23 protein-coding genes and 1 tRNA gene are annotated in these 20,932 nt (G+C 32.5%); 15 read left to right on the forward strand and 9 right to left on the reverse strand.

Annotated elements, in window-relative coordinates:
* From EU96_RS03520 to EU96_RS03490, 7 genes are all read left to right on the forward strand, one after another.
* Entirely contained in the window at positions 1–1,416 is a 1,416-nt protein-coding gene (locus EU96_RS03520; RefSeq protein WP_002805854.1) for a form I ribulose bisphosphate carboxylase large subunit, read from the forward strand.
* A 94-nt stretch (positions 1,417–1,510) separates the two neighbouring features.
* On the forward strand, positions 1,511–1,852 hold the full coding sequence (locus tag EU96_RS03515) for a ribulose bisphosphate carboxylase small subunit (RefSeq protein ID WP_011376108.1): 342 nt from the start codon (positions 1,511–1,513) through the stop codon (positions 1,850–1,852).
* 91 nt (positions 1,853–1,943) lie between these two features.
* Positions 1,944–4,244, forward strand: coding sequence for a carboxysome assembly protein CsoS2 (gene csoS2 / locus EU96_RS03510; protein ID WP_032526851.1), 2,301 nt, complete (start codon positions 1,944–1,946; stop codon positions 4,242–4,244).
* A 7-nt stretch (positions 4,245–4,251) separates the two neighbouring features.
* Positions 4,252–5,781 (forward strand): carboxysome shell carbonic anhydrase, encoded by a 1,530-nt coding sequence (locus EU96_RS03505; RefSeq protein WP_032526852.1) that lies wholly within the window; start codon positions 4,252–4,254, stop codon positions 5,779–5,781.
* A 2-nt stretch (positions 5,782–5,783) separates the two neighbouring features.
* A complete protein-coding gene (locus tag EU96_RS03500; RefSeq protein WP_025929977.1) occupies positions 5,784–6,041 on the forward strand; it encodes a carboxysome peptide A in 258 nt (85 codons plus the stop codon).
* Positions 6,042–6,054: 13 nt separating this feature from the next.
* Positions 6,055–6,303: a carboxysome peptide B gene (locus tag EU96_RS03495; protein WP_011376112.1), complete on the forward strand. Its 249-nt coding sequence runs from the start codon at positions 6,055–6,057 to the stop codon at positions 6,301–6,303.
* 75 nt (positions 6,304–6,378) lie between these two features.
* Complete coding sequence (locus EU96_RS03490) at positions 6,379–6,618, forward strand: 4a-hydroxytetrahydrobiopterin dehydratase (protein ID WP_032526853.1); 240 nt, start codon at positions 6,379–6,381, stop codon at positions 6,616–6,618.
* A 6-nt stretch (positions 6,619–6,624) separates the two neighbouring features.
* On the opposite strand, the gene EU96_RS03485 is transcribed toward EU96_RS03490, so the two are convergent.
* From EU96_RS03485 to gloB, 3 genes are all read right to left on the reverse strand, one after another.
* Positions 6,625–6,852 carry a DUF3136 domain-containing protein gene (locus tag EU96_RS03485; RefSeq protein WP_002806681.1) on the reverse strand — a complete coding sequence of 76 codons (228 nt, stop codon included), beginning with the start codon at positions 6,850–6,852 and terminating at the stop codon, positions 6,625–6,627.
* An 85-nt stretch (positions 6,853–6,937) separates the two neighbouring features.
* Positions 6,938–7,330: a Rid family detoxifying hydrolase gene (locus EU96_RS03480; protein WP_032526854.1), complete on the reverse strand. Its 393-nt coding sequence runs from the start codon at positions 7,328–7,330 to the stop codon at positions 6,938–6,940.
* A 24-nt stretch (positions 7,331–7,354) separates the two neighbouring features.
* Entirely contained in the window at positions 7,355–8,095 is a 741-nt protein-coding gene (gene gloB, locus EU96_RS03475) for a hydroxyacylglutathione hydrolase (RefSeq protein WP_032526855.1), read from the reverse strand.
* A 40-nt stretch (positions 8,096–8,135) separates the two neighbouring features.
* Here gloB and hisG point away from each other — a divergent pair, with 40 nt between their 5' ends.
* Genes hisG through EU96_RS03460 form a run of 3 tightly spaced genes read left to right on the forward strand, consistent with a single transcriptional unit; the run spans position 8,136 to position 11,113 of the window.
* Positions 8,136–8,774 (forward strand): ATP phosphoribosyltransferase, encoded by a 639-nt coding sequence (gene hisG / locus EU96_RS03470; RefSeq protein WP_032526856.1) that lies wholly within the window; start codon positions 8,136–8,138, stop codon positions 8,772–8,774.
* 12 nt (positions 8,775–8,786) lie between these two features.
* On the forward strand, positions 8,787–10,583 hold the full coding sequence (locus EU96_RS03465) for an ABC transporter ATP-binding protein (RefSeq protein ID WP_032526858.1): 1,797 nt from the start codon (positions 8,787–8,789) through the stop codon (positions 10,581–10,583).
* Positions 10,583–11,113 (forward strand): GNAT family N-acetyltransferase, encoded by a 531-nt coding sequence (locus EU96_RS03460; protein ID WP_032526859.1) that lies wholly within the window; start codon positions 10,583–10,585, stop codon positions 11,111–11,113. Before EU96_RS03465 ends, EU96_RS03460 begins: the two co-directional genes overlap by 1 nt.
* Here the strand turns inward: EU96_RS03460 and EU96_RS03455 are convergent, their stop codons facing one another.
* Together EU96_RS03455 and EU96_RS03450 are read right to left on the reverse strand one after the other, a co-directional pair.
* Positions 11,114–11,797, reverse strand: a complete 684-nt coding sequence (locus EU96_RS03455) for a TIGR04283 family arsenosugar biosynthesis glycosyltransferase (protein WP_032527020.1) — start codon at positions 11,795–11,797, stop codon at positions 11,114–11,116.
* A complete protein-coding gene (locus tag EU96_RS03450; RefSeq protein WP_032527021.1) occupies positions 11,790–12,413 on the reverse strand; it encodes a TIGR04282 family arsenosugar biosynthesis glycosyltransferase in 624 nt (207 codons plus the stop codon). Before EU96_RS03450 ends, EU96_RS03455 begins: the two co-directional genes overlap by 8 nt.
* Positions 12,414–12,607: 194 nt before the next feature.
* On the opposite strand from EU96_RS03450, the gene dnaA reads away from it, so the two are divergent.
* Positions 12,608–14,002, forward strand: coding sequence for a chromosomal replication initiator protein DnaA (gene dnaA / locus EU96_RS03445; RefSeq protein ID WP_032526860.1), 1,395 nt, complete (start codon positions 12,608–12,610; stop codon positions 14,000–14,002).
* An 8-nt stretch (positions 14,003–14,010) separates the two neighbouring features.
* Here the strand turns inward: dnaA and EU96_RS03440 are convergent, their stop codons facing one another.
* Complete coding sequence (locus EU96_RS03440; protein ID WP_032526861.1) at positions 14,011–15,240, reverse strand: glutathione S-transferase; 1,230 nt, start codon at positions 15,238–15,240, stop codon at positions 14,011–14,013.
* Between the two features lie 52 nt (positions 15,241–15,292).
* Here EU96_RS03440 and gorA point away from each other — a divergent pair, with 52 nt between their 5' ends.
* On the forward strand, positions 15,293–16,657 hold the full coding sequence (gene gorA, locus EU96_RS03435; RefSeq protein WP_032526862.1) for a glutathione-disulfide reductase: 1,365 nt from the start codon (positions 15,293–15,295) through the stop codon (positions 16,655–16,657).
* On the opposite strand, the gene EU96_RS03430 is transcribed toward gorA, so the two are convergent.
* Complete coding sequence (locus EU96_RS03430) at positions 16,654–17,739, reverse strand: calcium/sodium antiporter (protein WP_032526863.1); 1,086 nt, start codon at positions 17,737–17,739, stop codon at positions 16,654–16,656. The two genes, gorA and EU96_RS03430, sit on opposite strands and share 4 nt — an antisense overlap.
* A 118-nt stretch (positions 17,740–17,857) precedes the next feature.
* Here EU96_RS03430 and pyrC point away from each other — a divergent pair, with 118 nt between their 5' ends.
* Positions 17,858–18,907 carry a dihydroorotase gene (pyrC, locus tag EU96_RS03425; protein WP_080735244.1) on the forward strand — a complete coding sequence of 350 codons (1,050 nt, stop codon included), beginning with the start codon at positions 17,858–17,860 and terminating at the stop codon, positions 18,905–18,907.
* 262 nt (positions 18,908–19,169) lie between these two features.
* On the opposite strand, the gene EU96_RS03420 is transcribed toward pyrC, so the two are convergent.
* Positions 19,170–19,712, reverse strand: a complete 543-nt coding sequence (locus EU96_RS03420; protein ID WP_241434571.1) for a hypothetical protein — start codon at positions 19,710–19,712, stop codon at positions 19,170–19,172.
* Between the two features lie 61 nt (positions 19,713–19,773).
* Positions 19,774–20,268, reverse strand: a complete 495-nt coding sequence (locus EU96_RS03415; protein WP_052044260.1) for a hypothetical protein — start codon at positions 20,266–20,268, stop codon at positions 19,774–19,776.
* Between the two features lie 264 nt (positions 20,269–20,532).
* Here EU96_RS03415 and EU96_RS03410 point away from each other — a divergent pair.
* Positions 20,533–20,618 (forward strand) — tRNA-Leu (locus EU96_RS03410).
* Positions 20,619–20,696: 78 nt separating this feature from the next.
* Complete coding sequence (locus tag EU96_RS03405) at positions 20,697–20,930, forward strand: NAD(P)H-quinone oxidoreductase subunit L (protein ID WP_032526865.1); 234 nt, start codon at positions 20,697–20,699, stop codon at positions 20,928–20,930.
* Positions 20,931–20,932: the final 2 nt, after the last annotated feature.

Genomic DNA, 20,932 nt, shown 5'->3' on the forward strand with positions numbered 1-20,932 from the left:
ATGAGTAAGAAGTATGATGCAGGGGTAAAGGAGTACAGAGATACCTACTGGACTCCTGAGTATGTACCCCTAGACACCGATTTACTAGCCTGTTTCAAATGTACAGGCCAAGAAGGTGTTCCAAGAGAAGAAGTTGCAGCGGCTGTTGCGGCTGAATCTTCAACAGGTACTTGGTCAACAGTTTGGTCCGAGTTACTTACAGACTTAGAATTTTATAAAGGACGTTGTTATCGAATAGAAGACGTTCCTGGAGATCCTGAAGCTTTTTATGCTTTTATTGCATATCCTTTAGATCTTTTTGAAGAAGGTTCTATCACAAACGTATTAACATCTCTAGTTGGAAACGTTTTTGGATTTAAAGCTTTAAGACATTTACGTCTAGAAGATATAAGATTCCCAATCGCTTTCATTAAGACTTGCGGTGGTCCACCAAATGGAATCGTAGTTGAGAGAGATCGTTTAAACAAATACGGAAGACCTCTTCTTGGTTGTACCATTAAACCTAAATTAGGATTATCTGGTAAAAACTATGGTCGAGTTGTATATGAGTGTCTTAGAGGCGGTCTTGATTTAACGAAGGATGATGAGAATATTAATTCTCAACCATTCCAGCGTTGGAGAGAAAGATTTGAGTTTGTTGCAGAGGCGGTTAAGCTTGCTCAGCAAGAAACTGGAGAAGTTAAAGGTCACTATTTAAACTGTACTGCTAACACTCCTGAAGAACTCTATGAAAGAGCCGAATTTGCAAAAGAACTAGATATGCCAATCATCATGCATGATTACATAACTGGTGGTTTTACTGCAAATACTGGATTAGCAAACTGGTGTCGTAAAAATGGCATGCTTCTGCATATTCATAGAGCTATGCATGCTGTTATAGATAGACATCCAAAGCATGGTATCCACTTCAGAGTTCTAGCAAAATGTTTGAGACTCTCCGGAGGAGATCAATTACATACTGGAACTGTTGTTGGAAAACTAGAAGGTGATCGTCAAACAACTCTTGGTTACATCGATAACTTAAGAGAGTCATTTGTTCCTGAAGATAGGTCAAGAGGTAACTTCTTTGATCAAGATTGGGGTTCAATGCCTGGAGTGTTTGCCGTCGCATCAGGTGGTATTCACGTTTGGCATATGCCTGCACTTTTAGCGATTTTTGGAGATGATTCTTGTCTTCAGTTTGGTGGAGGAACACATGGTCATCCATGGGGTTCAGCTGCTGGAGCTGCAGCTAACAGAGTCGCTTTAGAAGCTTGTGTTAAAGCACGTAATGCAGGTCGCGAAATTGAAAAAGAGAGTAGAGACATTCTTATGGAAGCTGCTAAGCATAGTCCTGAATTAGCTATTGCTCTTGAAACTTGGAAGGAAATCAAGTTTGAGTTTGATACCGTCGACAAGCTTGACGTTCAAGGTTAAACCAAATTTCAAAATTGAGGAGATTCTTTTTCTCCTCAAACTTCTATAAATCTCGTACTATTTCGAGTAATTTTCATTCACATTTAGATTAATTATGCCTTTCCAGAGCACAGTAGGCGACTATCAAACAGTTGCAACCCTGGAAACATTCGGTTTCTTACCACCGATGACCCAGGAAGAAATATATGATCAAATTGCATACATAATTGCTCAAGGTTGGAGTCCTGTTATTGAGCATGTTCACCCTAGTGGAAGTATGCAAACTTATTGGTCTTATTGGAAACTCCCATTCTTTGGGGAAAAAGATCTTAACTTGGTTGTAAGTGAATTAGAGGCATGTCATAGAGCATACCCTGATCATCACGTGAGAATCATCGGCTACGATGCTTATACTCAAAGCCAAGGAACAGCTTTTGTCGTTTTCCAAGGACGCTAAATCTACTTAATGTAGTAAATACCTTTCTCCAAAAAAAATTGGAGAAAGTTTTTTTAAAAGAGTTTTTTAAAGAGTTTTAAATTTGAAGATTATGTCAAAAAAAACCAGTAGAGAGATTGCACTAGAAAGAAGAAAGGCGATGAGTGATAGCGGTAAAAAAGCTGCTGCTTATTCTTCGACTACTCAAGATAGAGTTCGATCTTCTCAAGACATACAGATTTCTGGTACTCAGTCTTCTTCTAATAATCAAAATATTATTAAACCCGCTACAAAACATATTCCAAAAACTAAGGTAAATAGAAAGTCTTCTTCAACAACTTTATCTGCTAAAGAGTTAGTTATAGAGAGAAGAAAAGCAATGTCTACTCATGGTAAATCAGCTATAGCTTCATCTGATAGAACTCGTACTGATTTTAAAAAAGAAATTTCTGTAAACGAAGTCAAACCAACTGTTGTTGAAAATCAAGAAATGAAAAACTCAAATAATACAGAAACTAAAACACTAAAACCAAACGTTAAAAGAAGAATTAATCAAAAGAGAAAGCCTATCGCTAATACAAGTAGAGATATTGTTTTAGCCAGAAGAGAAGCTCAATCTAAGCATGGTAAATCAGCATCTAAACAAAATACTAGTGCAGCTTCTCTAGCTAGAAGGGGAGATCCAGATTTAAGTAGTAGAGAAATTTCTCAGAGAGTAAGAGAATTAAGAAGTAAAACCGGTGCTACAGGTAGTAATAAAGGTAATGGTAAATGTAGACCATGTGGTCCAAATAAAAATGGAGCCAAACAAAATATTGCTGATGCAAGTTGGAAAGTTGGCAAAAGTGAAACTGATTCAGGTCAAATAGTTACTGGAACACAAGCCAATAGATCTATAAAAACTACAGGTAATGAAGCAAGTACATGTAGAACAGTTACTGGTACCCAATATATGGGAGCAGATGTGATTGATCAATTTTGTCAAGATAGACCAAGTTATAAACAACCACTAAGATCTACTGTTACCTCAACAACATCAGGTAATAAAGTAACTGGGAATGAAGTTGGTAGATCTGAGAGGGTCACAGGGGATGAGCCAGGAACTTGTAAAAACCTAACAGGTACAGAATATGTATCTGCTAATCAATCGCAGAAGTATTGTGGTGAAGTTCCAAAAAATCCTTCAAAGGTTAAACATAGTACTACAACTGATGGATTAAAAGTTTCTGGATCTCTTCCTGGTAGATCAACCCTAGTTACTGGAGATGAATCAGGTTCTGGACATCAATTAACTGGAGATCAATATCTTGGCTCTGAGCCAAATCCAAAAGGTAAAGCATTTGAAAAAGTAGGCATTTACAACACTCTTAATGGCAATAATGTAACTGGTACAGGGGTAGGAAGATCAGACCTTATGACAGGTAATGAACATGGGAGTTGTAAAAATGTAACTGGTGATGAGTACATAGGATCTCAGCAATATGAGAAGTTTTGCGGTTCAAAACCCAAACCAGAAGCTAGGAAAGTTGGTTTAAGTCTTTCTTCAAAGTCTAATTTGATAAGTGGGACTATGACAGGAAGATCAAAAACAGTAACTGGAGATGAACCAGGCTCTTGCAAAGTGTTAACAGGAACACCATACGCAGGCTTAGATCAGATTAATGAGAATTGTAGTACTGAAACTTCTGAAGATGTGAAATCCCGAGCAACAGTTAATTCTGGAAATAATTCCAATGCCAGACTTACAGGCCAGCAACCAGGAATTGGCGGAGTAATGACAGGGGCGAAGAAAGGTGCTTGTAAGAATCTGACAGGAACTCCTTATATTGGAGGAGATCAGTTCTCGAAAACTTGTGATAATCCTCCAGATGATAATGAGTATGCGAATCCGGAAAAGTCAGCAGGTAATTCTTGGAACGAATTTTCTGTTAAGTCACCATCGAGAGAAAAATATTCCGAAAAAAATACTCAAGGCGTTACCGGTAATGAATATGAAAATGGTTCAAAGATAACAGGACCTTTTGATATGGCTGTAGATAAAGTCACTGGAACTGAAAAATTTAGATTCGAACCGAATAAAAATATTACTTATAAACAAAAAATGCAAATTGAAGAGGCAGATCGTGCTGCAAAGACACCAGAAAAAAGAGTTGCATCTAGGATTACTGGTGAGGGACAATCTGTGGGAAACGTAACTGGCGATGATTGGGATCGCGGTGATAAGGTAACAGGAACAGAGGGAGCTTCTTCTAGAAAGAGAAATCCATCAAGAGCAGGAAATATGAGTGCAATGCCCCCTTTAGAAGTTAAAAGAAATGAGGAAACAGAAAAACCAGATTTCTTGATAACTGGATCTAGTGGTAATACTCGTGATGGACAACTTGTTACCTTTTCAGGTGGTGCCAGAGGTTAAGTAAATAATGCCTTTAAGAGGACTGGCTAAAGCCAAGAACTTCACATTGGGGCCAACAGCTCCAATGAAAACTTTTACTGAAAATATTCATATACACACTAAAAAATCAAATGATATAAAAAATCCTGGAAAGTCTCATGAATTAACTAATAATATTCAAAATGAAAATTTATATAGGTATGAAAGCAAAATAAAAAGTGATTTTGACGAAATTGTTCCAACTCTAAAGGAAATTGCTCGAATACAACATCATAAAGATTTTATAAATATGGCTCAGAAAATATCAAGAAAAAATTTAGGAATAGATTTACCCCTTCATATATTAGATAAATCTTGGGTTAAACCTCTTGATATGAGAGCTCTATATGCATGGTGTGCTTTTAAACAACATGAGAAACTAAGTGACAATTTTTTTAAAAATGATCCTCTTGAAGGTGCTTCTGGTAGTAATAGTGCCCAAGACTTTGAAAAACTTCTTTTAGATTGTGGAATACATTTACTTGATATAACTCCTTGTTCAGATGGGCGATTAGCTCATTCAGTGGCATATGTTATGAGAATACCTTTTAGTTCAGTAAGAAGAAGATCCCACGCTGGGGCACTTTTTGATATTGAAAATACAGTAAATAGATGGGTAAAAACTGAACATAAAAGATATAGAGAGAATATCCCTAATGAAGCTCATAAAGATACCAGATACTTAAAAGTTGTAACTTATCATTTCAGTTCTGTAGATCCTTTGCATCAGGGATGTGCAGCTCATGGGAGTAATGACAAGTTAGCTGCAGAAGAAGGTAGAAATAAACTCTATGCTTTCAAAGAGGCTGTAGAGAATAGCTTTTGCTGCGGAGCATCTGTGGAGTTAATGTTAATTGGACTTGATACAGACACTGATTCACTAAAAATACATTTGACAACTAATGATGGGAATATAGATTTAGAAAAAACTATTTCTACTTTAGAAATTTATAACTCAACAATAAACTTTTCTAAAGATGATTCTGAGAGAGAAATATGTCAGATAATTTCTCAACAATCTTCAAAAGATAAACTCCAAGGAATAGAAAAGTTTATCTATAAATTAGTTATTAATAATATTTCTCAAATTGATTATGTGAAAAATTTTCATAATGGCTCTTATAATGATATTGGTCATGCTGAGAGATTTATTGGTGTTGGTATAGGTTTCAAAGAAGTACATCTCAGGAATTTAACTTATTTTTCTCATTTAGATACTGTCGAAGAAGGGGCGCCAGATTTAGATGTAGGAGTGAAGATTTTTACTGGATTAAATGTTTCAAAAGATCTACCTATTCCAGTAGTTATAAGATTTGATTACTCTGGCAAAGTACCTGGTGCAAAAGAGAGAGCAATAAAAGATTGTGAAAGAGTTAATAATGCGATATCAATTAGATATAAAAATTTAGTTGATCAAGGTTTGTTACATACTTGCTCTACTATTAGAGATAGGGACAACATTCATTCCGCCCAAATTATTGGAATGTCTTTAGATAAAAAAACAGAGGAGGCTCACTAGTTATGTTGATTTGCAAGGTTGTGAAACCACTTGTATCTACCAATAGGATTCCTGGTTTTGAACATAAACATCTACAGGTTGTTTTGGATGGATCCTCAAGTAAGGTTGCAGTAGATGCTGTTGGCTGTAAGCCAGGAGATTGGGTTATTTGTGTCGGAAGTTCTGCTGCTAGAGAAGCTGCAGGAAGCAAATCTTATCCAAGTGACTTAACGATTGTTGGAATAATAGATCATTGGGATCCTGATAACTCAAAAAATTAGGAGGACAGAAATCGTGGAAATAATGAAGGTATTAGGAAGGATGGTATGTACTCAAAGAGTCGCTGGCTTGGGTCATATGAATTTAAGAATTTTGGAAAATAATAAGGGAAAGAAATTAGTTGCTGTTGATCCTGTTGGTGCTAGAGAAGGTAACTGGGTTTTTACTGCTAGTGGCTCGGCTGCGAGATTTGCTTGTCCTAATCCAGAAGTTCAAACTGATTTAACAATTGGAGGTATTATTGATTATTGGGAGAGTGATTAAAATTTTTAACTTAAAAAAGTTTATTGAGAAACTTTGCTCACTGTATAGTGTAATTAGTCTTGAATAAAGAATTTAATGTGGAATGAAAGAGAATCACCTTTGAGGATTGAAAAAAGATTTGAATTTGAGGAATACTCAAAAATCAGTAAATTTATCAAGAAAATTGAGGAATTATGTAAAGAAAAGGATATTTATCCAAATATTAGCTTTGGTAAGAATTTTGTTAGTCTTACAATTTTTTTAGATAATAAAAAAATATCTGATAATGAAAAAGATTTTTCAAAGTATATAGATAATTTTTATTTAGAAGATTAATCCCTTTTAATAATTATTAGGTTTGGCAATATCTCTTTTAATTAAAGCCATTAAATATGTAGGTGCTTTATATCTTCCTGGCAAACATCTATTTAAAGTTTCGAGATGCCCCCAACAAACTGTCTTTTCTATATCTTTAACTGAGTTACCTTTTAAAATTAATAATCTAAGAGCTTTACAAAATAAAGGATAACCTGCTTCTAATTCATCTATATTAAGCTTTGCTGCCGACATAGACCAATAAGAAATAACCAATTAATAATCTATACAAATATGGTGCAGAATTGGATCATATTTCAAATTTCTCAATAATTAGAAATTAATCTAGAAATGCAACGCAATCTATTTCAACTAAAACCCCTTTGGGTAAAGATGAAACTTCTACACAGGCCCTTGCGGGAGGATTTTCTACGTTGAAAAAGTCGCTATATATCTTATTGACAATTTGAAAATTACTTAAGTCGGTTAAATAAATAGTTGTTTTCACTACATCCTCTATATTTGCTCCACCAGCTTTAAGAACTGCTGAGAGATTTTTTAAAACTTGAATAGTTTCCTTCTCTATATCACCCAAACATGTTATTTCATTTGTAGCTGGATCTATAGCAATTTGACCAGAACAATAAATAAAACCCGCAGCTTTTATTGCTTGATTATAAGGTCCGACTGGATCTGGAGCATTAGATGTTTTAATTACTTGCTTAGAGGACATTTGTTTAAGATGATACCTATCTATTTAAACCCATAAATCTTTATTTTCTCTTAAAAAAGTAAATTCTTTTAAATTTTTTGCTCTTAAGAAAAGGTTTATTTTTATTTCTTCATCTAGTAAAAATGGAATTGTTAATTCGTTAATAGAAAGTTTTTTTTCAACTTGCAAAAGTTTATTTTTTATATCTTGATCTTTAGGTTTTAGATTCAATGCCCACAATAGATTTGCCTTGGTATATTCATGAGCACAATATATTAAGGTATTTTTTGGTAAAGACTTTATTCTTTCTAGAGAAGAGTACATTTGTTGATAAGTTCCTTCAAAAATTCTTCCACAACCTCCTGAAAATAATGTATCACCAATAAAAAGAACAGGATTTTTACCATTCAAAAAGAAGGCGATATGTGAGCTTGTATGCCCTAATACTTCAATTATTTTTACTTCTTCACCTAAAATATTCAAATTTTCTCCATCCTCTACAGATATATTTTGAAAAGGTATTCGCTTTTTTTCTTTGGAAGAAGCAATCACCTTAACATTTGGCCATCTTTTAATAAGATCTTTTGTTCCTCCAATATGATCTGAATGATGATGAGTTTGCAAAATAGCTTTTAACTTGAAATTGTTTTCTTCTATATATCTAATCACTGGTTCGTGTACAGATGGATCTACAACTACTACTGATGAATCTTTCTCCCATAACCAAATGACATTATCACTTAAAACTCTGAGTCCAATTATATTTTGAGCTTTATTAAATTCCATTGTTAACTTAGAATGAAGAATTCTTGTAAGAAATTAATCTATGATTACTATAGCTTTACCAAAAGGAGCTCTGTTAGAAGATTCAATTTCAATTTTTAAAAGGGCAGGGTTAGATTTTTCTGATGCTTTAAATGATAATAATAGATCATTAACATTTGAATCAAATTGCAAACGGGCTAAAGCTTTATTGGTAAGAAATGGAGATGTTCCTGTTTATGTAAGTTATGGACAGGCTGATTTAGGTATTGTTGGATATGACGTTTTAAGAGAATCTGAATTAAAAGTCGCAAAGTTACTAGATTTAGGATTTGGGGGTTGTCATATGTCATTGGCGGTTAAGAAAAATAGCAATTATTTAAAACCAACTGATCTGCCTGCCAATTGTAAAGTAGCAAGTAAATTTACAAAAACAGCAAGATCTTATTTTGATGAATTAAATATACCTGTAGAAATAGTTCATTTAACAGGATCTGTAGAGCTTGGCCCCATAACAGGTATGGCAGAGGCAATAGTTGATTTGGTGGCAACAGGAAAGACTCTTAAAGAAAATGGTTTAATTAAAATTGATGACCTTTTTTACTCAACTGCAAGACTAATTGGAAATCCTTTATCTATGAGGTTAGATGATAATTATCTCAAAGATACGATTTTATCAATAGAATCAACTAATGGTTTATAGAAGATTAGCTAAATGTTTTTCAATGATTTTAGAAGGATTAAAAAGTTAGGTAAATATTTAACTAAAGATAAAAAATCAATCTATTTAATCTTAATAGTTTTGTTACCCGTGTCTTTCTCTGGCGCTATTCAACCACTATTGGTAGGTCAAGCAATTACTATTCTTAAAAAAGAAAGTACTGATGTTTGGCTAAGTAAAACTTTCTTTGGACAGTCAATAAATGCCATAATCTTAACTTTATTTGTAACTGTTCTTTTTAGGTTGGTTTTGCAAGGATATCAAACATACAATATCCAAGCAGTGGGTCAACGTTTGACAGCAAGGATAAGAAGAGAACTTTTTGATCATTCAATATCTTTATCTCTTAAGTATCACGATAAGATGCCTGTAGGAAAATTGTTAACGAGATTAACAAATGATGTTGATGCTTTAGCCGAGGTTTTTGGGAGTGGGGCAGTTGGTGTTATTGCTGACTTTGTAAGTTTGATAGTAATTTCTTTGACAATGCTTTCAATTGATCGAGGACTTGCTATTTTATTACTCTTAACTCAAATACCGGTTTCATATTTTATTATATGGCTTCAAAAACGCTATAGAAAGGCCAATTATCAAGTAAGAGAAGAATTATCTCAACTCAACTCTGATTTTCAAGAAAATCTTCAAGGTCTAGAAGTCGTTCAGATGTTCAGAAGAGAGGCTTTCAATAGCAAGAAATTTTCAAATACTGGAGTTGCTTATAAGAAAGCAGTAAATGGAACAATATTTTATGACAGTAGCATTTCGGCATTTATAGAGTGGATTTCGCTTGCTGCAGTTTCCTTGGTTTTAGCAGTTGGAGGTTATCTTGTTACCTCTGGAAATATTGGTTTAGGGACATTAACAACTTTCATTTTATATTCCCAAAGACTCTTTGAACCCTTAAGACAGCTTGCAGAAAGATTTACTCAGATTCAAGGAGGTCTTACAGCTGTTGAGAGAATAAATGAATTATTGGATGAAGAAATTCAGATTAAAGACTCTGTTTCCTCAAAAGATTTTTCAGAAGATGCTCAAAATGTAAATAAGGAATTTAAGGGTAAAATTGAATTCAAGAATGTTAATTTCTTCTACAATGAAGGAGAGCATATCCTAAAGGACCTATCTTTCTTGATCAATCCAGGAGAGCATGTGGCTTTCGTAGGCCCAACTGGTTCAGGTAAAACGACCATAATTAGATTGTTATGTAGATTGTATGAACCTCAATCAGGCAAAATTTTAATTGATGATATTGATATAAAAGATATTCCTATAGCAACCCTTAGAAATATGTTGGGAGTAGTTCTACAAGATACTTTTATCTTTAGTGGAAATGTTGCAGATAATTTGAAACTAAATACGAATATAGACAATCTTGAATTAGAAAATCTTTGTAATGAATTAGGATTAAATAGTTTATTAAAAAAATTACCAGAAGGTTTGAACACTTTTCTTAGAGAAAGAGGTGGGAATCTCTCTTCTGGAGAAAGACAACTGCTTTCAGTAGCTCGAGTAGCAATTAGAAATCCTGTTGTTTTGATAATGGATGAAGCAACAGCGTTTATGGATCCATCTACAGAAGCTACTTTGCAGAAAGATCTTGAAAGGATTCTGACAAAAAGAACAGCATTAGTAATAGCTCATAGACTAGCAACGATTGAAAGTTCTGATAAGATTTTAGTCTTAAAAGGGGGATCATTAGTTGAAGAGGGAACGCATAATCAATTAAGAATGAAAAAGGGCTTATATTTTCAGCTCTCTGAGCTTCAGCAAAAAGGATTTGCGAATTTTTAATGATTTTTAGAAACCAAGGTTCATCAATAAAAAAATCGAACAGTATATCTGGAGATAAACTTTTGGATATTTATGGTTTAAATTCTTATGAATTCACTCAAAAAAATAAAGAAGAAATTTTTGTATGTAGTAAAAGTAAAGAGTTAGATCTAATAGACCTAGATCAACTTTTGCAAACTGTTGGTTGGAGCAGACGACCAATAAGAAGAGTTAAAAGAGCTTTGGATTTTAGTATTTTGGTGGTTGGTTTATGGCGTCATGATGATAAATTTCCTAGGCTAGTAGGCTTTGCAAGATGCACTGGCGATGGAATTCTAGAGGCGACAGTGTGGGATGTAGCGATTAATCCTATCTATCAAGGACTTGGATTGGGGAAAGAATTAATGAAATATATCCTAAAAGAATTAAAAAACATTGGCATTTCAAAAGTTACCCTTTTTGCTGATGCGGAAGTGGTTTCCTTTTACAAAAGACAAGGTTGGATATTAGAACCAAGAGGCTCTAAATGCGCCTTTTGGTATTCAAATTAATTATTTTTTATAATAATCAGAATATATAGATTTTAAAGATTCGCCATTTAACCACCTTCTTCTAAAGTTCCAATTCTTGATTGTTTGGAGAAAAATATTAGTTCTTTCCCATTTCCTTGGACTCGTAAAAATAGGTAAATTTAATTGCTTTAAATATTTTTTACTGTTTAATCTCATAAAAAAATCTAAGTCCTCCATTAAAGGAATATTTCTAAAACCATTATTCTTAAGATAAATTGATTTATGAATTATTAAACCTTGGTCTCCATAAGGTTGTTTAAAATATTTGCTTCTAAAATTAACAAGAATCTCTAGGACTCTGTAAATTATTTTTTTATTACTAATTTTAAATTTAAAATAGTAAATAAAATTTTTGTCTCCCTTAAAAACTGATTTTATTTTTGTAAACCAATCATGAGTTAATCTAGTGTCAGCATGTAAAAATATTAGCCATTCTCCTTTTGAATTTTTAGCACCAATATCTAACTGTAAACCTCGATTTCTTTCTTGGGATTTATATACTTTTGCTCCATAAATATTTGCTACATCAATAGTTTTATCTTCACTACCACAGTCCACAATAAGAATTTCTCCCTCTTCCTGAATAATTGACAAGTCTGAAAGCAACAATGGCAAATTATTGGCTTCATTGATAGTTGGAATGATAATTGAAATTTTAGACAAATTGATTACTTCTATTTTCAATATCAATTATCGTATCTATATCTATTTTTTTATCTAACAACTTATATTTCAATTTTGTATGAGCAAAATTATTAATTGTATTTTGAAGAACATTTTCTTTGCTCCAACTAATATTGATAAAAGGTAAATATTGATGTTTTGATATTATTTCTGCTGATAAACCAATCAGCCAATAACCTCCATCATTAGATGGCCCTAGAACAAGATCATTTTGTTTTAGCTGTCTGATAGTATTTAATAAATCTAAATGACATAAATCTGGTAGGTCAGTTCCAACAAAAATAATATTTTTTATTTTATTTCGAGTACAAAATTTTTTATTGATAATTATTTGTCTTTTCATTTTTTCTCCCAGGCAGCCTCTACCCTGTAAATTAAACTTTTTAACACCTAATTCTTTACACCATCTTTTACAATTTCCCCCTCCTAAACCAGATATGGCTAAAGAAATATCTATTTGTTTGATTTTTTGGAGAGATTTGGCTACAGAAATAGTGTGGTTGGTCATCAAACTTTGCACTTTTGCAGAATTAATTTTTCCAATATCTTTTGCTAATCTTGTTTTGCATCTTCCAAAACCATGCCATTTTGCCATAATAATAAGTAATGCTTTATCCAATACTTCAGCAAGATTTATAATAATTATATGCCTATAAAAAAAATATAAAATTTATTCTTATAAATTTAGACTATTCTTTGTTAAGTAATTTTAAATTTGTCGTGATCTTGTGATTAGATAATGGCCAATTATTAAATTCCAACTAGATTAATAATCTAGAGAATAAAATTTTGCAAGCAACTAATCCTATTTGGGCGGAAGTTCAACAATTACTCCAAAAAACTTTAAGTAAACCTTCATTTGAGACATGGATAAGGCCTGCTAAATTTAATTGCTTTGAGAATGGCTTATTGACCTTAATCGCTCCAAATACATTTTCCAGCGATTGGTTAAGAAAGAATTATTGCGAAACTATTGAAAAAGCTGCAAAAGAAATTTGTGGCCATAATGTAAAAGTTGTTTTTAAGTCCGAAACAAATATAAGCAACGATATAACAAATAAAGAGAACATTAATGAACAGAAGGTTTATCATAAAACTAAATCTTTTTCTAAAAATAGCCAAGATAATTCTTCAAAAAATCGCTCTAAAAATCCTAATGGTCTAAATTTACGCTACGTCTTTAAAAGATTTGTTGTAGGTCCAAATAGTAGATTGGCCCATGCTGCGGCTTTAGCAGTAGCCGAATCTCCTGGGAGAGAATTCAATCCACTATTTATTTGTGGTGGAGTAGGTCTAGGTAAAACTCATTTAATGCAAGCAATAGGTCATTATCGAGTTGAAATAGATCCAGAAGCAAAAGTCAAATATGTATCTACAGAGACTTTCACTAACGACGTTATAAGTGGAATCAGAAGGGATGGAATGACTGCTATTAGAGATAAATATAGGAATGTAGATCTGATTTTAATAGACGATATACAGTTCTTAGAAGGTAAAGAGTATACACAGGAAGAATTTTTTCATACTTTTAACGCTCTTCATGAATCAGGAAGTCAAATAGTTATTGCAAGTGATAGGCCTCCAAATCAATTGTCGGGAATTCAAGAGAGATTAATTTCTAGGTTCTCAATGGGCATGACGGCTGATATTCAACCGCCTGACCTTGAGACGAGGACGGCTATCCTTCAAAAAAAGGCAGAACAAGAGAGGATGAGTCTTCCAAGAGATTTAATTCAATTTATAGCAGGAAGATTCACTTCGAATATTCGAGAATTAGAAGGAGCATTTACTAGAGCTGTTGCATTTGCTTCAATAACAGGCTTGCCAATGACAGTCCAATCAATCGCTCCAATGCTTGATCCTACTAGTGTTGGAGTAGTGGTAACTCCAAAACAAGTTATTAACAAAGTGTCCGATTTCTTTAAAGTTTCTATTGATGAATTGATTAGTTCAAGTAGAAGAAAACCAGTAAGTCAAGCTAGACAAATAGGCATGTATCTTATGAGACATGGAACAGATTTAAGCCTACCAAGAATTGGAGATGAATTTGGGGGGAAAGACCATACAACGGTTATGTATGCTATTGAACAAGTTGAAAGGAAATTGTCTACTGATCCTAATATTGCAAGTCAAGTTCAAAAAATAAGAGATTTACTTCAAATAGATTCAAGAAAAAATTTATAGTTTTACTATTAACTAGAAATGAAATTTATAGGATCTTGATCATATCTATGCCTGAAAGGTATCTTATCGATTTCATTGATATCACTGAGTGACTCAATTTTATTTAATGATTGCCTTAATAACCTCGCTGAAATGATTGGCATATCTCTAGGAACTGAGATTCTATTTTTTAAGTATTTTAAAGAGATTCCTGAAATTTTTTTAGGAATTAATACTTCACCTGTGATCATATGAGTCAAAGCTGATCTCAATGATTCCTCAAAGGATTCTTTATTGTATGGGTTTACTTTTAGTAAATTGTCTTTATGCTTTATCACTCTTTTAAGAGCAATTTTTGCGAAATATTTTGAATCATAATTTTTATTTAATTCATAATTACCTAGACCCTCTCCAGTATCAATTAGCTTAGAGAAAGTAATCTGTTGTTCATTGCATTCTTTATAACATCCTCCCATTTGTGGGGGTAAATCATGAGAATGAGTATGAAAATCTCCTTGAGTGCCTCTATAAGCACTTGTCCCTTCAAAAAGGGTAAGCCAGTTATCTATATGACGGTAATTAGATCTTAAATTAAACCCTTTAAAATAAATCAGTGATGCATTCATTCTCTCCATATAGGGAATAAAAATTATATCTCCAACACCTGGCTCTATATCACCCGTATTAGTTGCTGATGGATCAATATACCCTGATTTTGACCTACTTAAGATTTCATCGAGTTTAGAAATGGATTCTTTAAATCTTTTTTTTCTAAAAGAGTTATCTATAAAATTAAAGCTTTCTCGGCAGAGCCAATTACACCAGGATCTGAAAATTTCTCTTTCTAATTCTCGAATTTTGATAAGGTGACTAGATGTAATAAAAGATCCAAGTGCTCCAAATTTATTTTCTAAAAAAGCTATGATATCGTCGCTTTCAGTTATAACTTGCCCTTTAAATTCAATTGCAGGTAATTTCCCCGATCTGACTTTTTCAAGGAACCAACTTTCTTTTTGACCGTAGCAAAACATATTTATTTTTTTGACTCTGTATGGAATTCTCTTAAACTCAAGCCATAACCATATCTTCTGACAGTAAGGACACCAAGAATGTCTATCCCTATAGAGGGTAACTAATACATCATTTTCACTATGCCCAAATAATCTTAAATTTGCGTAGGAATTATTTATACCATGAACTCTATCAAGATCTTTAACTTCAAATTTATTTAAATCAGCCCATGTCAAAATTCCATTCATTATTTGAATTAAAGCTATAAACTAACGTTATAATAATTGATTAAAAAAAGTCTTGGAATTTGAATTTGATTTAATTGTTGTTGGCGCTGGATCTGGAGGACTCGCGGCGGCTAAACGTGCGGCTAGTTATGGAGCAAAAGTCGCAATCATAGAAGTAAATCAAATAGGAGGAACTTGTGTGATAAGGGGATGTGTTCCTAAGAAATTGATGGTTTATGCAGCTAAAAGTAAGAAAAATATGGATTCTTCTGAAGGATATGGATTAAAAAATGAAGGTATTAATTTTGAATCAAATATTTTATTGAAGAATGTTAGAGAGGAGGTTTCTAGATTAAGTAATTTACATAGAAATTCTTTAAAAAAATTGAATATAACTGTTTTTGAGGGTTTAGGAAGATTTACTACTCAAAATCAATTAGAAATTAGTTGTCCAAAAACGAAGAAAATCAAAAATAAAATAAGTTCAAAAAAAATTCTTATTTCAGTTGGAGGTAAACCAAAGAAATTAAATATTCCTGGGGTAGATTTGGCATGGACTAGTGATGATATTTTTGAATTAGAAAAGTTTCCCAAATCAATATTAATAGTAGGAGGAGGATATATTGCTTGTGAATTTGCTTCTATTTTCAGAAATTTAGGTACTGAAGTAACTCAATTAATTAGAGGTCAACATTTACTTAATGGTTTTGATGAGGATCTTTCTTCATGCCTAGAGGAATCACCTACTTTTACTGAAATCAATATAATCTCCAATACTCAATTAAAGTCTATAAAAAGAGTATATGGAAATCTGGAATCTACCCTAGACTCGGGAGATAAACTGCTTACTAATAATATCCTTATTGCTACAGGAAGAGAACCAAATCTTTTGCCTTTAAATTTAGATTTTTTAAATCTAAAGATGGATGGCCAATATTTAGATGTTGATGAACTTAATCAAACAAGCAACGCAAATATTTTTGCAGTTGGCGATATCATAAATAAACCAAACTTAACTCCAGTAGCAATAGAACAAGGGAGAGTTTTTTCAGATAATTTTTTTAATGACCAAAAAAGAAAAGTAAATTATGAAAATATCCCTAAGGCCGTTTTTACTATTCCAGAAATTTCAACAGTTGGCTTAAGTGAGAAAAGAGCTAAAGAGATTTACTCTGAAGAAAATATAAAAATTTTCAAATGCAAATTTACCCCTATGTCTAGTACTTTTAAAGAGAATAAATCAAAATGTATGTTGAAGATTGTAGTTCATAAGCTAACCGACAAAGTCCTGGGATGTCATATGTTTGGAGAAACATCATCTGAGATTATTCAAATGGTATCAATTTCATTAAATGCAGGGATAACAAAAAAAGACTTTGATATTACTATGGCTTTACACCCAACTATCTCAGAAGAATTTGTGACTATGTATGGCTAAAATGATGAATTAGAAAATTTAAATTTTTCTTGAGCAAATAGAATTACTACAAGGAGTGAAAAGTAAATAAATAAACCTATCCTTAATTCATAGAGATAATTAAATCCATTCAAAAAGAGTATTTTATCGAGAATGTAAAAAATATAAAGATTAATCAAAATGAATCCTTCAATTCTAGTGATTTTCCCTTTGCTCCAGAAAATTGGTAAGCATGCAAAGGTAGTTAAAACCATAAAAGGTAAGTCAACTTTTATAAGACTTTGTTCAATTACTAAACCTTTAAATCCTGAAAAAATACTACAACTTCCAAGTATTAGAAGTTGATTTAGCAAATTACTTCCTATTACATTGCCAATCGCAAGATCCGTTTTGCCTTTAAATGCTGCAATTATTGAAGTTACTAATTCTGGTAAGGATGTTCCAGTGGCTACGATAGTTAAACCAATAACAATTTCATTAACACCCAAAAGGGTGGCAAGCGTTTGAGAACCATTTACTAAAATATTTGAACCAAAGCTTAAAAGAACTATTCCCAATATTAACTTTAGTAAAATATTCATCTTCCCTTTATAGTTATCTTTTAATTCTTCTATCTCTGGTTCAGCATCTTTTGTCTCCTCTCCTTTCTCATTGATGGTATTGATTTCCCATATTGTATTTAAGATTAAACAAAATATTAGAAATACCCCTGCTTGCAATGTTAATAAGCCTGTTGATGACATGGCCCAAACTGCACAAGAAATTGCCATTAAAAGAGGCACATCTCTTTTGACTATTCTGCTTTTTACCTTAAGAGGTGTTATCAATGAGCTTATGCCCAAAACAACAAGAACATTAAAAATATTGCTTCCAATTACATTGCTAGCCGCAAGTGAATCACTGCCTTTTAAAATTGAACTCAAACTTACCAACAACTCAGGAGAGCTTGTTCCAAGAGAAACAACTGTCAAACCAATTACTATTTGAGGTATTCCTAAAATTAAAGATAAAAATATGGCTCCTTGAATAAAGAACTCTCCTCCAGCAAAAAGTAGAACTACGCCTAAAACTATTTCTATTATTGGAAATAAAAAATCACTCATATTTAGGCTTTTATTTAGATAATAAAAATTTTCATAATTGGTTAATAACTATCCTCGAATATCTATAATTTATTGTCAATTTTAATTTGCTGTTAAAATTGATTAAATAGAAAAAATTTTGAAGACTTTAACCATAATAAAACCTGATGATTGGCATTTACATTTAAGAGAAGGTCTTGTATTAAAAAATATCATTCAGTTTACTTCGGAATATTTTGGAAGAGCCATTGTCATGCCAAATACTAAAAGTCCCATAACATCAATCAATAGCGCTATTTCTTATAGGAAATCTATTGTTGAAGCATTACCTGAAAGTTCTAATTTTGAACCATTAATGACAATTTATCTTACAGATGAGACTGATAAAGGGCAACTAATTAATGGTTTTAAAAATAATGTTTTTTTTGCAGCAAAATTATATCCTGCTAATGCCACAACAAATTCCAGTCATGGAATTAGGAAAATAGAAAATCTATATAAGATCTTTGAATTAATGCAAGATTCTGGAATGCCTCTTTTAATTCATGGGGAAGTGACTGATTCTGAAGTAGATGTATTCGATAGAGAAGAAGTTTTTATAGATAAAGAACTTTCTCAAATAACCAAAAGATTTCCAAAATTAAAAATCGTTCTAGAACATATAACCACCTCTTATGCAGTGGATTTTGTTCAAGAAAATAATATTGGGGCTACTATCACTCCGCATCATTTGCATATAAATAGAAATGCAATGTTTTTTGGAGGCTTGAATAGTGATTTTTACTGCTTACCAGTTGCTAAGAGGGAAAATAATAGACTCGCTTTAAGGAGAGCGGCAACAAGTGGGGAAAAATGTTTTTTCTTGGGGACTGACTCAGCTCCACACCTTAGGAAGTGGAAGGCTTTTTGTGGATGTGCAGGCATTTTTAATTCGCCAGTAGCAATAGAAAGCTATTTAACAGTTTTCGAAGAGGAGGATGCTCTAGATAATTTTGAAAAGTTTGCAAGTTTGAATGGCCCTAATTTTTATAATGTCCCCCCAAATAAAGAAAAATTAAAATTAGTTTCTAGACCTAATAAAATTAAAGAATATATTGATGTTGTTGAGGAAAAAAATATTGTCGGACAAATAAAACCATTTCATGCAGGTGAAACTTTACAATGGCAAGTAGAAGGGATAGTAAATTAAAAAATTAGATTTAATCTGACAATTAAAAGTGTAAATATTCCAATTTTTCTTGGTTAAATGGGTTGCTTTCGGCTACGATTAAATAGCGCAAATTCCTTATGGGAGTGTGGCGGAATTGGTAGACGCGCCGGACTTAAAATCTAACCGATAATTAAATACACTAGCGTACAGTACTTTTAGGGATTGGGTAAAAACCCAGTCCCTTACTTAATTTATAACCTGTCCACATTCGTAAATTTATCCAACTTATATCTAGCGCGTTTTATTGGCATACTTTACGGTTCTTCCAGACGGGAGAATTACAATTGATATTGCCTTTCATTCCTTTTCCGGTTGTTTTTATAGACCAATCTTTTATTGGTGGATTTTCATATGGATTTAACCCTTTATCTCTACCGTGAGTATCCTGTGGACCCTGGCTATTTGGGTATCGATAATTTGGAACAGGAAGAGCAATCTGCTTTTTCCACCTGATTAATGCTTTTGCAAAATCTCTATGAGCCTTCTCATTCGTAAAAATAAATAAAGCCTCTCTTATTTCTCCATTCAGAGATTTATAAGTTAAATAACTATAGTGATCAACGGAACTATTAAGGAATTTAAAAGGATCTCCATCATTATCGTATCGATAACGGATGTATTGTGAAGATTCAATTCCACCTTGACCTTCAACCCACATTGCAGGTCCTTGGAAACGTATTCGACATTTATTCTTCATTGATCTGCACCAACCATCGTGGTAACTTTTTGGACTGTTTTGAAATGTCCCAATAGGAAAATCAGCATCTCCAAAATCTGCCTTCACTTCATAAAAACAAGAAATTAAGAAGGATAAAAATAATATCTTTATATATTTTTTCAATTTTTTACCTACTCTCCAAACATTCAAACCCTTTGTATTTTAAGTGAAATCTTGCTCTCTGACTCGACATCCAAAGAACTCCTTGTTCTTCACATTGATCAAGATCTTTCATCGGAATAACTGATGATGAAGATCCATTTACATAGCCAGTGAGAATCATATGAGCACTACCCTGACTTATACCACCAGCCTCTTTTAAAACTTTTAGACTTTCAGACTTTGATTTTTCTAATTGATTTAAAGCAAAGTTAGTTTGATTTCTATAATCTTGAAGCGAAGAACTTTTCAACTTATTTAATTCACTTAATATTTCTTCCTTAGCAGTTTTAATTTCATTAAGAGACTCTTTTCTTACTTTTTTTAATTCAATTAAAGTTTTTGAAATTTCAATTTCAGAATTATTGCTTTTCTTAGTTGTATTTAATATTTGAGTAGTTGATAAGGCTAGTATCCCTATGGTACTTATTGTTGCTAGAGATTTATAAAACAGATTATTCATTCTTGAAACTTTTACTTTTTTAAAATAATAATATTATTAAGTTTGGTTGTCTTTGATTATTTAAAAGACTTAAAAGTAATTCCTAAGTAAAACGTTTTAACTAATTGATAGGAATTTTATAACTAATAAAATAGATCTTTCAATTTGATTAGAAATAACTTGATAATCTAGCGCGTCCATTAAATCCACAAAAGTGTAAATATTGGGATATTTTTTGGTTAAATGGGTTACTTTCAGCTACGATTAGAAAGCGCAAATTCCTTTGGGAGTGTGGCGGAATTGGTAGACGCGCCGGACTTAAAATCCGTCGAGCGATTTAGCTCGTGGGGGTTCAAGTCCCCCCACTCCCATTATTTAATTAATTATTTTTAGTTCTGACGATGACTTTCAATAATTGTTATGTTTTAACTAAGCAACCATAAATCAAAATGGAAAGTTTTTTCAATAATTCATTCGCTACTTTAATTGCTTATATTGCTGTTATTTCCATATATTTATTGGTTATTCCATTATTATTATTTTACTGGATGAATAATAGATGGAATGTTATGGGCAAATTTGAAAGATTAGGAATTTATGGACTTGTATTTCTGTTCTTCCCAGGTTTAATTTTATTTTCCCCATTTTTAAATCTTAGATTAAAAGGAAGTGGTAAAGGGTAAAT

This window comes from Prochlorococcus marinus str. MIT 9302, assembly GCF_000759975.1.
Taxonomy (GTDB): Bacteria; Cyanobacteriota; Cyanobacteriia; order PCC-6307; family Cyanobiaceae; genus Prochlorococcus_A; species Prochlorococcus_A marinus_M.